General features: G+C 57.7%; 12 protein-coding genes and 4 tRNA genes. 5 read left to right on the top strand and 11 right to left on the bottom strand.

The features are described from left to right. Nucleotides 1–362: 362 nt before the first annotated feature. From D8U69_RS18730 to D8U69_RS18715, 4 genes are all read right to left on the bottom strand, one after another. Nucleotides 363–438: transfer RNA gene (locus D8U69_RS18730), tRNA-His, on the bottom strand. Between the two features lie 78 nt (nucleotides 439–516). Then, a tRNA-Leu gene (locus D8U69_RS18725) sits at nucleotides 517–601 on the bottom strand. A 57-nt stretch (nucleotides 602–658) separates the two neighbouring features. Then, nucleotides 659–734: transfer RNA gene (locus tag D8U69_RS18720), tRNA-His, on the bottom strand. 32 nt (nucleotides 735–766) lie between these two features. Further along, nucleotides 767–843: transfer RNA gene (locus D8U69_RS18715), tRNA-Arg, on the bottom strand. Between the two features lie 274 nt (nucleotides 844–1,117). On the opposite strand from D8U69_RS18715, the gene folD reads away from it, so the two are divergent. Together folD and pbpG are read left to right on the top strand one after the other, a co-directional pair. Continuing rightward, nucleotides 1,118–1,972: a bifunctional methylenetetrahydrofolate dehydrogenase/methenyltetrahydrofolate cyclohydrolase FolD gene (gene folD, locus D8U69_RS18710; protein WP_056854741.1), complete on the top strand. Its 855-nt coding sequence runs from the start codon at nucleotides 1,118–1,120 to the stop codon at nucleotides 1,970–1,972. Between the two features lie 238 nt (nucleotides 1,973–2,210). After that, nucleotides 2,211–3,149 (top strand): D-alanyl-D-alanine endopeptidase, encoded by a 939-nt coding sequence (gene pbpG, locus D8U69_RS18705; RefSeq protein WP_056854742.1) that lies wholly within the window; start codon nucleotides 2,211–2,213, stop codon nucleotides 3,147–3,149. Nucleotides 3,150–3,197: 48 nt separating this feature from the next. Here pbpG and D8U69_RS18700 read toward each other — a convergent pair whose 3' ends face one another. The 3 genes from D8U69_RS18700 to D8U69_RS18690 form a co-directional block, all read right to left on the bottom strand. After that, nucleotides 3,198–3,413 (bottom strand): hypothetical protein, encoded by a 216-nt coding sequence (locus D8U69_RS18700; protein WP_056854743.1) that lies wholly within the window; start codon nucleotides 3,411–3,413, stop codon nucleotides 3,198–3,200. Nucleotides 3,414–3,424: 11 nt separating this feature from the next. Further along, the gene (locus D8U69_RS18695) at nucleotides 3,425–3,637 is read right to left on the bottom strand and encodes a DUF6021 family protein (protein ID WP_056854744.1); all 213 of its coding nucleotides are present in this window, start codon (nucleotides 3,635–3,637) and stop codon (nucleotides 3,425–3,427) included. A gap of 90 nt (nucleotides 3,638–3,727) precedes the next feature. Then, on the bottom strand, nucleotides 3,728–4,456 hold the full coding sequence (locus tag D8U69_RS18690; protein ID WP_056854745.1) for a peptidase C39 family protein: 729 nt from the start codon (nucleotides 4,454–4,456) through the stop codon (nucleotides 3,728–3,730). A gap of 167 nt (nucleotides 4,457–4,623) precedes the next feature. On the opposite strand from D8U69_RS18690, the gene D8U69_RS29510 reads away from it, so the two are divergent. Further along, nucleotides 4,624–4,791 carry a hypothetical protein gene (locus tag D8U69_RS29510; RefSeq protein WP_177434581.1) on the top strand — a complete coding sequence of 56 codons (168 nt, stop codon included), beginning with the start codon at nucleotides 4,624–4,626 and terminating at the stop codon, nucleotides 4,789–4,791. Between the two features lie 70 nt (nucleotides 4,792–4,861). On the opposite strand, the gene D8U69_RS18685 is transcribed toward D8U69_RS29510, so the two are convergent. Together D8U69_RS18685 and D8U69_RS18680 are read right to left on the bottom strand one after the other, a co-directional pair. Further along, nucleotides 4,862–5,611 (bottom strand): TerC family protein, encoded by a 750-nt coding sequence (locus tag D8U69_RS18685; RefSeq protein WP_130907885.1) that lies wholly within the window; start codon nucleotides 5,609–5,611, stop codon nucleotides 4,862–4,864. A gap of 29 nt (nucleotides 5,612–5,640) precedes the next feature. Beyond that, nucleotides 5,641–5,880, bottom strand: a complete 240-nt coding sequence (locus D8U69_RS18680; RefSeq protein WP_056854747.1) for a hypothetical protein — start codon at nucleotides 5,878–5,880, stop codon at nucleotides 5,641–5,643. 136 nt (nucleotides 5,881–6,016) lie between these two features. On the opposite strand from D8U69_RS18680, the gene nhaR reads away from it, so the two are divergent. Next, nucleotides 6,017–6,916 (top strand): transcriptional activator NhaR, encoded by a 900-nt coding sequence (nhaR, locus tag D8U69_RS18675; protein WP_130904239.1) that lies wholly within the window; start codon nucleotides 6,017–6,019, stop codon nucleotides 6,914–6,916. Here the strand turns inward: nhaR and D8U69_RS18670 are convergent. Beyond that, entirely contained in the window at nucleotides 6,903–8,063 is a 1,161-nt protein-coding gene (locus D8U69_RS18670; RefSeq protein WP_056854749.1) for an MFS transporter, read from the bottom strand. The genes nhaR and D8U69_RS18670 overlap by 14 nt on opposite strands. Before the next feature lie 390 nt (nucleotides 8,064–8,453). On the opposite strand from D8U69_RS18670, the gene sstT reads away from it, so the two are divergent. Next, the gene (sstT, locus tag D8U69_RS18665; protein ID WP_130907884.1) at nucleotides 8,454–9,686 is read left to right on the top strand and encodes a serine/threonine transporter SstT; all 1,233 of its coding nucleotides are present in this window, start codon (nucleotides 8,454–8,456) and stop codon (nucleotides 9,684–9,686) included. A gap of 87 nt (nucleotides 9,687–9,773) precedes the next feature. Here the strand turns inward: sstT and D8U69_RS18660 are convergent, their stop codons facing one another. After that, nucleotides 9,774–10,283 (bottom strand): DUF1993 domain-containing protein, encoded by a 510-nt coding sequence (locus tag D8U69_RS18660; protein WP_130907883.1) that lies wholly within the window; start codon nucleotides 10,281–10,283, stop codon nucleotides 9,774–9,776. Between the last annotated feature and the right edge of the window lie 53 nt (nucleotides 10,284–10,336).

The following is a 10,336-nucleotide window of genomic DNA, read 5'->3' as shown; positions in this document are numbered from 1 at the left end:
CCGACCCCAGAATCAAGGGCATGCATTCTAGTGGGTCAAACTCAAGAAGTCACCCCACTGAAAACGGGTAAAAAAACAGCAGGCAATTTATAGGTGCGAAGGCACGGATGCACTTCGCTCCGGTGGCAAATACAACCAATCACGCCAGGGCTCTGCACCAACCCTTCCTTATATAGAAGCGGTACCAGGCATCTCCCCGACAGCCAACCCGGCGAGCAAGGCCGGTGGGCAGCACGGCATCATCGAGTAACATAAATACGACGAAACGCCCTGCCCTGCGACCCAGTACCTGCAGCCGCTGAAAACTCGATCTTCTGAAACAAAAAAGGCGCCAGACTATTAATCTGGCGCCTTTCGGAATATGGGGTGGACGATGGGGATCGAACCCACGACAACGGGAGTCACAATCCCGTGCTCTACCAACTGAGCTACGCCCACCATATTGCGTAACAAAGAAGCCAAACAACTTCTTTGCTGAACTTCAATCCTGCCAATCGACATGATCGAAGCTTTATTTGGTGCGGATGAAGAGACTCGAACTCTTACGCCTCGCGGCGCTGGAACCTAAATCCAGTGTGTCTACCAATTCCACCACATCCGCGGAGTGAAGCTTTTAAAGCAAAGGCGCCAGACTGTTAATCTGGCGCCTTTCGAAATATGGGGTGGACGATGGGGATCGAACCCACGACAACGGGAGTCACAATCCCGTGCTCTACCAACTGAGCTACGCCCACCATATTGCGCTACTTGTGCCAAAGCTGCCTAATGGCGCACCCGGCAGGACTCGAACCTGCGACCATCCGCTTAGAAGGCGGATGCTCTATCCAGCTGAGCTACGGGCGCCTTGTTAGCTGTACCCTTGAAGGACTACAAACTAAGTGCTTTTCAGCCTTGCAGAACCTTGATTCCGCTCGGCCTTCTCAACCAGTGCTAGGCTGTGCCCGACAAGTGCGACGAATAGTATAGAGCGCCCTAAAGGTCGTCAAATCCTTTTTAAAAAAAATTCATTTAATTAAAGGGGTTAGAGGAATTTGCAGACCAAGCGCCTTTGCCCTCACCGCATGACATGCGAGAATGCGTTCTCTTTTTTTCCCCTCTCGATGGTTAATCACGCGCAATGACTGCACAACTAATCGACGGCAAATCGATCGCCGCCAGCCTGCGCCAGCAGATCGCCCAACGTGTCACCGAGCGTCGCCAGCAAGGCCTGCGCACGCCGGGCCTCGCGGTGATCCTGGTCGGCAGCGATCCTGCCTCTCAGGTTTATGTCTCGCACAAGCGTAAAGACTGTGAAGAGGTCGGCTTCCTTTCCCAGGCTTACGACCTGCCTTCCGAAACCACTCAAGAAGCACTGGCCGATCTGATCGATCGCCTGAATGACGATCCCGCCATTGATGGCGTCCTGTTGCAGCTTCCTCTGCCTGAACACCTGGACGCGTCCAAACTGCTGGAGCGCATTCGTCCGGACAAAGACGTCGACGGCTTCCATCCCTACAACGTCGGCCGCCTTGCCCAGCGCATTCCACTGCTGCGCCCGTGCACGCCAAAAGGCATCATGACCCTGCTGGAAAGCACCGGTGCCGATCTGTACGGAATGAATGCCGTGGTCGTCGGTGCATCCAACATTGTTGGCCGCCCGATGGCGATGGAGTTGCTGCTGGCCGGTTGCACCGTGACCGTCACCCACCGATTCACCAAGGATCTGGCTGGCCACGTCGGTCGCGCCGATCTCGTCGTCGTTGCCGCTGGCAAGCCCGGCCTGGTCAAGGGTGAGTGGATCAAGGAAGGCGCGATCGTGATCGACGTCGGCATCAACCGCCAGGAAGACGGCAAGCTGGTTGGCGACGTGATCTACGAAACCGCCCTGCCCCGCGCCGGCTGGATCACTCCGGTACCCGGCGGCGTCGGTCCGATGACCCGCGCCTGCCTGCTGGAAAACACCCTGTACGCAGCCGAAACCCTGCACAGCTGAGCCTCGCTGCATAGATGACCGGCAACACAAGGAACCCCGCCCATGGCGGGGTTCTTTTTTGCCTGCGCAGCAGCTTCGACCATCCGCCGGAAAATAACTTTTTTTTCATGTTTTCCGGGACTTTCACCTGGTACTTGAACAACCATCGACAGTTATTCAGCCATACTCCAGAATGTCGCGCTTTTCGAGAAATAGCCCGTTACAACACGGCATATCAACACTTTATGAGTCTGCCAGCGTGAAAATCCGTCTTTCCATCCTGAGCCTATTTTTTGCAGTTACAGGGACTTTCATCACGCCAATCGCCAGCGCTGGCGAAACCACTGCAGCGCCTCGATCCACCTCGCAACTCAAACTCGCTTCCGGCAGCTCTTTACTGCTGGATATCCAGACCAACAAAGTCATCTACGCCAGCAACCCCGACGTTGTCGTGCCCATCGCTTCCGTCAGCAAATTGATGACCGGCCTGGTCGTGGTGGAAGCCCGGCAGAACATGGACGAGTACATCAACATCAACATCAGCGACACGCCAGAAATGAAGGGTGTGTATTCCCGGGTAAAACTCAAGAGCGAGTTGCCACGCCGGGAAATGCTGCTGATTGCCCTGATGTCGTCGGAAAACCGCGCCGCCGCGAGCCTCGCCCACCATTATCCGGGTGGTTACGCCGCGTTTATTGCGGCGATGAATGCCAAAGCCCGGGCCCTGGGCATGACCAATACCCATTTCGTCGAGCCAACAGGTCTCTCCCCGCGCAACGTTTCGACCGCACGTGATTTGAGCAAACTGCTGATCGCCGCGCACAAGTATCCGCTGCTGACCGAGTTGAGCACGACCAAGGAAAAAACCGTTACGTTCCGCAAACCCGTCTACAGCCTGGGCTTTCGCAACACCGACCATTTGGTCCGCAAGCCGGACTGGGACATCCAGCTGACAAAGACCGGTTTCACCAACGCAGCAGGTCACTGTCTGGTGCTCGTAACGCGGATGAGCAACCGCCCGGTGGCCTTGGTCATACTCGACGCCTATGGCAAATACACCCACTTTGCCGATGCCACGCGCATGCGTAATTGGGTTGAGAGTGGAAAAAGCGCGGACGTGCCTTCGGTTGCCCTGCAATACAAAGCGGATAAAAACCTGAAACAACGTCAGAGCGGTGTCGTCGAAGCTTCAAAGTAAATACTGACAACCGCAAGCAAAAGCCCCGAATATTCGGGGCTTTTTTCTTCAATCGTTGGGCAGCGGCATCTGGTCGTCATCCGGAATGCCGTCGCCTTTGCTTGGGTCTCGCCAGCTCTGGGGATGCTCGGTTGGCGCCACCGTCGGCCGAGCCAGCGGATCGCGCATCGGGCTATCCGGATCCAGTACGGGATCGATGTCCTCTTGCGGTGTAGTGGGAACGGTTTCCGGGCGTTTATCGTTGAAACTCGAATCAGTGGACATACACACCTCCATCAGACCTGAGGTTTCAGGTCACCGAGTGGATCGTAGGGCTTTGCGGGAGCCTTAGGGTCATCGCCCGGCTTCACGTCTTTAGGCGCCTTGGCCGGTCCGATGGGATCGACCTGAGGGTCGGCGAGGTCAGGAGAATCGGGGTCGAAGCCCAGCTCATCGCCGGACGAATGCTCAGACGAATGCGGGCCAGCGGGAGTATTGGAATGTGCCATGAGCGCCTCCTGATCGCGGCCCGAAAAGTACGGGCCTTGATAGTCAGAGGATACCGCTGCGCAGGGGTGCCCGGCAGATGACGAACGGGCTTAATGGGCGCCCAAGGCTTTTTTGGCTTTTGCCGCCGCCTGCTCCTGGCCGGCCTGGGCGAGATCGTTTGCCGCCTTCAGCCAGCGCTGCTGGTCGACGTCGGCGGGAATCTGCGTTGGCGCCTGAATCAACACCGCCCAGCCACCCGCATCCTTGAATGCCGATTCGAACGAACCGAAGCTCATCAGCAGCCGCTGATCCATCCCGGCTCGCAGTAATACAGTCTGCTTCTGCCGGTTGTACCCCGTGAGAATGGCATAACGCGGCTCGGACCAAAGCGCCGAACCTTCGGTAAACCGCACCATGACCGGATACCCGGCCGCCACCTGAGTCAGCAAGGCGGGCAAGTCGCTGTCCAGCGGATAGACCATCATTCCGTACTCGCGGGCGAGGTTTTGCATGTTCTGTTGCAATTGGGCCTCGGCGCCCGGCAAACGCAGCGGTTTATCCAGCAGGCCCGGAGTGATCACGATGCCTTGCTGGGACAACATGCTCGCCAGCACCTGCGGCCCGCTTTGATTGGCCACGCCCTTGTAGAAGCGACCACTGAGCTCCACCCGTTCCGGCAGACGCTTGATTTGTGGTGCCACGCTCCCCGCGCAGCCCGCCAGACCGGCGACACAACCCACGATGACCGCCACTGAAAGCATTCGAGAAATTACCCGCACCATCATCACTCTCTTGTTCAGACGCCAGGCAATCCGCTTCCCGGCTTGGCCGTCGATCATAGGACGCCACGAAGCATCGGTATAGCCTTAACCGGTAGTTGGCTGGTTTGCATAGAGCGAACTGGTTGATGGCTGTCGACCTTCGGTCAATAGCCTGAAACACGACAGCGACTAGACTGTCACTTGCATAGCGTGTCCGCCCGCTGCAGGGCAAAGAGGAGGCATCGATGAGCCTGATTATGACAATCGTGATGTTGATCAGCGGCTGGTTGGCCGTAGCCGCCGCCATGTTATGGGGCGTTCTGCGCGTTACCCGCCGGCACCATCCTTCAGCTCATTCAGCACCCGCGCCGAAAGCCAAAGAACCAGCCGCACACCACGTCACCGCGCACTGACGTATACCGGATGTAAAAAAACGGCCGCCTGGACTCTCTTGAGTTCAGGCGGCCGTTCATTTAGCGAAGATTAAGCTTCAGCAGCTACACGCTTCTGTCTCGCCCGGCGAGACATCATGTTCAGCACTTCGATAGCAGCCGAGAATGCCATGGCGGCATAAACGTAGCCTTTCGGTACATGGGCGCCGAAACCTTCGGCGATCAGCGTCATGCCGATCATGATCAGGAAGCCCAGGGCCAGCATGACCACAGTCGGGTTGTCGTTGATGAACTTGGCCAGTGGATCAGCCGCCAGCAACATCACCAGTACCGACACCACGACCGCAATGATCATGATCGGCAAATGCTCGGTCATGCCGACGGCGGTAATGATGCTGTCGATAGAGAACACCATGTCCAGCATCAGAATCTGACCAATGGCCGCGGCAAAGCCCAGGGTCACGGTCGAGGTTGCCGACTTCGGATCTTCCGGCGCCGGGTCCATGCTGTGATGGATCTCGGTGGTTGCCTTCCACAGCAGGAACAAGCCACCAGCAATCAGGATCATGTCTTTCCAGGAGAACGCATGGCCGAAAATTTCAATGACCGGCGCGGTCAACTGGACAATGAATGCGATGGTGCTGAGCAAGCCCAAGCGCAGGATCAGCGCCATGCCGATACCGATGCGCCGCGCTTTCTGCCGATGCTGCTCGGGCAGTTTGTTGGTCAGGATCGAGATGAAGATCAGGTTATCGATGCCGAGCACGATTTCCATCACCACCAGGGTGGCCAAGGCAACCCAGGCAGTAGGGCTGGCGGCTAGCTGTAAAAGGTATTCCATGGGTCAGTCCTGGCTCGCTGTAAGACGGTTTAGATTTCCTGGGAAGAAGATTCGGTTTTTTCCGATTCTTTTTCTGATTCTTTTTTGCTGATCAGTCCGCCAGTGGCGTCACTGAGCGCCTGTTCGGCGGCTTTGTGGGTATCGTCTATGGCCTGCTTGGCGCTTTCCGCCGCCTTGCCCATCAATTGCTGAGCGCTTTTTTCCGCCTGGTCGCAACCGGCCAACACCAGTAAAGATGAGATCAACAACGCCGTAGCTTTGAATTTCATGATGCTTCCCTCGATAGAACGAACGGGACCGAAACGATGGCCCGTTGATAGCGAGGCATTCTAGGGAGATGAATACTTCAGGAAAATTCGTTTTTTTACCGGCTATACTTCGGTTTTTGCGAACTATGAAAACGACATGCTCAACTATCGGCAATTACATTACTTCTGGGTCGTGGCCAAGACCGGCAGCATCGTTCGCGCGTGCGAACAACTGAACCTGACGCCACAGACCATCAGCGGGCAAATTTCCCTGCTCGAACAAACGTACGGAATCGAACTGTTTCGCCGGGTCGGAAGGCAACTGGAACTCACCGAAGCCGGGCGGCAGACCCTGCCCTACGCCGAGCAAATGTTTCAGCTGGGCGGTGAGCTGGAGCTGATGCTGCGTGCGCAGCCCAATGAACAGCAGATTCTGTTCCGGGTCGGCGTCGCCGATGTAGTGCCCAAATCCATCGTCTATCGGCTGATTGCGCCAACCATGGAATTGAGTGAACCGCTACGCATTACCTGTCGCGAGGACAAACTGGAGCGCCTGCTTGCCGACCTCGCGATCCAGCGCCTGGACCTGGTGATATCCGACAGCCCGATGCCGTCGCACCTGGATATCAAGGGCTACAGCCAGAAACTCGGTGAATGCGGGATCAGTTTTTTTGCCACCCCTGAGCTCGCGGCACAATATGGCCAGGATTTCCCCCGCAGCCTGCATGGCGCGCCTTTGCTGATTCCGGGACCGGAAACCGTGGTCCGCAGCCGTTTGCAACGCTGGTTCGCCGAACAGCAAATTCAGCCGCAAATTGTCGGCGAGTTCGACGACAGCGCGTTGATGCAGGCCTTTGGTCAATCCGGCAGCGGGATTTTCATCGGCCCGAGCGTGATCGCCGATGAAGTGAAACGCCAGTGCGGCGTGGAAGTGATTGGCCAGACCGACGCGGTGAGCGAGTCGTTCTACGCCATTTCGGTGGAACGCAAGGTCAAGCACCCCGGCATTGTCGCCATTACCGAAGGTGCCCGACGCGAGTTGTTTACGGCGCTGTGACCACTTCCCGGGGCTTGAAGGTCATCAGGGCGATGGCCAACAGGATCGATGCCAGGATAAAAGCCGCCGCGGCAAAACCAAGGCCTTGCAGGCCTACACTGTCGATCACCCGGCCGCCGATCATGGCGCCCAGGCCAATACCGAGGTTGGCCCCGGCAATGTTCAGCGAAGCAGCGAACGCCGGCGCCTGCGGTGCCGCCTTCATCAAACGCACATGGCTGACCAGGAACATCGCCGCCTGCGTCACGCCCCAGATGCCCATCGCCGCCGCCAGCCCCACGGGCGAATGAATGTTCGGCACCAGCGCCACCAGCCCGGCGATCATGAATGCGCAAAACATCATCGACGCCATCAGCGGATGACGGTCTACCGCGCGACCACCCAGCGAATTGCCGATCAACCCGACCGCGCCGAAACCCATCAGGCACCAGCCAACAACGGTGCCGTTGAAGCCGGCCAGGCGCTCGAGGATGTCCGCCAGATAGGTATAAGCAGTGAACATGCCGCTGAACACAATCACCGACAACAACACGTGACCGATCATCAACGGGCTGCGCAGGATCTTGAACTGCGAAAGGAAACTCACCTGATGTTGATGCAGGCTGGTTTTTGGCAAATAGATAAACAGCAACAACGCTTTGGCAAACGCGATGACAGCCAGGATCGCGAAAGCACTGCGCCAGCCGAAGGCATCGGAAATCAGTGTGCCCACGGGTATGCCGAACACCGTGGCGCAGACAATACCGAAGCCGATCTTGGCAATGGCTCGTCCCGCGTAGTCCGGCCCGACAATATCGACCGCTGTTTCACTGGCCAGGGCCCAGAACACCGGCAACCCCAGCGCCGGGATCAGCCGCGCGAACGCCATGACCCAGATATTCGGCGCCAGTGCCGCCAGTGTGTTGGCCAGACCAAACATGATCAACACCGAAATAAACAGCTTGCGCCGCTCGAATCGCGCGAAGTACGCCGTCAGAAATGGGCCGAAGGCAGCAACAGTGAAAGCGAACAGCGTCACCAGCAGACCCGCTTGCGGGATGCTGACGCCTAGATCACGGGCGATGGCCGGCAACAGGCCGACGATGACGAACTCCGTGGTCAGCACCGTGAACCCGGCGGCAGACAACAGAAGGATGGGCAACAGCATGCAAAACTCCAGAAAACGAGAACACCAGCGATAGCCCGAAGGCTCACTGGCAATATGAAAATGAGGATGGCGAATCTTAACAGAGTGCTTGCGGATGCGGTTGCACGAACCTGCAATTCGCGTTGAATGCCGGGGTGGCAGTTCGTCACAGGTCTGAAGGATCGCACCTACGCTGTGATAAAGTCCGCGCCCTGAAAAATGTACACCCTGTGGTGAATGTCCGGTCGGTTAGTCGAGACACCCATGGCGAGGGAGCTTGCTCCCTCGCCACAGGAATCAACGCTGGCATTTGCCCTGTGTTTCCTTCTCGGTTTCCTGCCTGCGGCCTGCCCTGTTTGTTGCCGCAAACCTGCGAAACCATGCATTAATAAAAATCAGAGATGCTGTTTTATGACTGCTTCATCCCCTTCTCTATTACACCGCATTAAACGCTTGAGCCTGGTCACGCAGATCGTGATCGGCCTGATCGCCGGTATTACCCTGGCGCTGCTTGCCCCCGACGCGGCGAAATCCACGGCGTTCATTGGCAAAGTGTTTGTCTCGGCACTGAAAGCTGTCGCACCGATTCTGGTGTTCATACTGGTGATGGCGTCCATCGCCAACCACAAGCACGGCCAGGAAACCCATATCCGACCGATTCTGTTCCTGTATCTACTGGGGACGTTCGCCGCTGCAGTGGTCGCGGTGATTGCCAGCATGATGTTCCCGTCCAGCCTTGTGCTGTCGACGCAGGACGTGGCGGTGACAGCGCCGGGCGGCATTGGCGAAGTGATGCAAAGCCTGCTGTTGAGTGTGGTGGATAACCCGATCAGTGCGCTGATGAATGCCAACTTCATCGGCATCCTGGCCTGGGCCATCGGCATGGGTATCGCCATCCGCCATGCGGGCGACACGACGCGTGAAGTGCTGGGCGACCTGTCCAACGGCGTGACGGTTATCGTGCGACTGGTCATCAGCTTCGCGCCGCTGGGGATTTTCGGCCTGGTGGCTTCGACCCTGGCGACGTCGGGTTTTGGTGCCTTGATCGGCTATGCGCATCTGTTGGCCGTGCTGCTGGGTTGCATGTTGTTCGTAGCCCTGGTGATGAACCCGCTCATCGTGTTCTGGAAACTGCGCCGCAACCCGTATCCGCTGGTACTGACCTGCTTGCGCGAGAGCGGCATCACCGCATTCTTCACCCGCAGTTCGGCAGCGAACATTCCGGTCAACCTGGAGTTGAGCAAGCGTCTGGGCCTGCACGAAGACACCTACTCGGTGTCGATCCCTTTGGGTGCGACCATCAACATGGCCGGTGCTGCGATCACTATCACCGTGCTGACGTTGGCGGCCGTGCACACACTGGGGATCGCCGTGGATATCCCGACTGCGATTCTGCTCAGCGTCGTCGCGGCAATCTGCGCCTGCGGCGCTTCGGGTGTGGCGGGTGGTTCGCTGCTGCTGATTCCACTGGCGTGCAGCCTGTTCGGCATTCCAAGCGAAATCGCCATGCAGGTGGTAGCCGTTGGTTTCATTATTGGTGTGTTGCAGGATTCGGCGGAAACCGCTCTGAATTCTTCCACTGATGTGCTGTTCACGGCGGCGGCTTGCCTGGGTGAAGAGCAGAAAGCCGAACGGCTGGCGTAGTACATCGCCACTCCCACGGCAGATCGCTTGCCCATGAAAAAGCCCCCGCAGCCAAAGGCTCCGGGGGCTTTTTTACATCTGGACGGTTTAGAACGCGCCCATGTAATCGCGCTTGCCCACTTCCACACCGTTGTGGCGCAACAGTGCATAAGTAGTGGTGACGTGGAAGAAGAACTGCGGCAGGCCGTAGGTCAGCAGGTAAGCCTGGCCAGAAAAACGCTTTTCTTTCGGCGTGCCAGGACGGGTGACGATCTCGATGCCTTCCTTGCCATTGATCTGCTCAGGCGTGAACTCGCCGATGTAGGCCAGAACCTTGGCGATCAGCGCTTGCAGCTCGGCGAAAGTGGTTTCGGTGTCGTCGTACTTCGGCACATCAACCTCGGCCAGACGCGAAGAAACGCCCTTGGCGAAATCGACGGCGATTTGCACCTGGCGCACCAGCGGGAACATGTCCGGGTACAGGCGGGCTTGCAGGAAGGCGTTCGGGTCGATGTTCTTGGCGGTGGCGTGGGCCTCGGCTTTTTTCAGTACATCGCTCAGGGCGTTGAGCATTTGCTGGAAAACAGGAACGGAGGCGTCGTACAGGGAAATGGTCATGGCAGTCTCGCGTGATGACAGGAGGAAACGTGGGGCCGATTATAGCCATGCGC

Source organism: Pseudomonas sp. Sample_16, from assembly GCF_004307665.1.
Lineage (GTDB): Bacteria > Pseudomonadota > Gammaproteobacteria > Pseudomonadales > Pseudomonadaceae > Aquipseudomonas.
The sequence above is the reverse complement of the archived record's forward strand: the minus strand, read 5'-3'. Positions and strand labels throughout refer to the sequence as shown.

Bases quoted from the DNA above. Each gene is read 5' to 3' on its own strand.
- folD (WP_056854741.1), top strand. From the start codon at position 1,118: ATGACTGCACAACTAATCGACGGCAAATCGATCGCCGCCAGCCTGCGC.
- D8U69_RS18700 (WP_056854743.1), bottom strand. From the start codon at position 3,413: ATGTCCACTGATTCGAGTTTCAACGATAAACGCCCGGAAACCGTTCCC.
- D8U69_RS18695 (WP_056854744.1), bottom strand. From the start codon at position 3,637: ATGGCACATTCCAATACTCCCGCTGGCCCGCATTCGTCTGAGCATTCG.
- D8U69_RS18690 (WP_056854745.1), bottom strand. From the start codon at position 4,456: ATGATCGACGGCCAAGCCGGGAAGCGGATTGCCTGGCGTCTGAACAAG.
- D8U69_RS29510 (WP_177434581.1), top strand. From the start codon at position 4,624: ATGAGCCTGATTATGACAATCGTGATGTTGATCAGCGGCTGGTTGGCC.
- D8U69_RS18685 (WP_130907885.1), bottom strand. From the start codon at position 5,611: ATGGAATACCTTTTACAGCTAGCCGCCAGCCCTACTGCCTGGGTTGCC.
- D8U69_RS18680 (WP_056854747.1), bottom strand. From the start codon at position 5,880: ATGAAATTCAAAGCTACGGCGTTGTTGATCTCATCTTTACTGGTGTTG.
- nhaR (WP_130904239.1), top strand. From the start codon at position 6,017: ATGCTCAACTATCGGCAATTACATTACTTCTGGGTCGTGGCCAAGACC.
- D8U69_RS18670 (WP_056854749.1), bottom strand. From the start codon at position 8,063: ATGCTGTTGCCCATCCTTCTGTTGTCTGCCGCCGGGTTCACGGTGCTG.
- sstT (WP_130907884.1), top strand. From the start codon at position 8,454: ATGACTGCTTCATCCCCTTCTCTATTACACCGCATTAAACGCTTGAGC.
- D8U69_RS18660 (WP_130907883.1), bottom strand. From the start codon at position 10,283: ATGACCATTTCCCTGTACGACGCCTCCGTTCCTGTTTTCCAGCAAATG.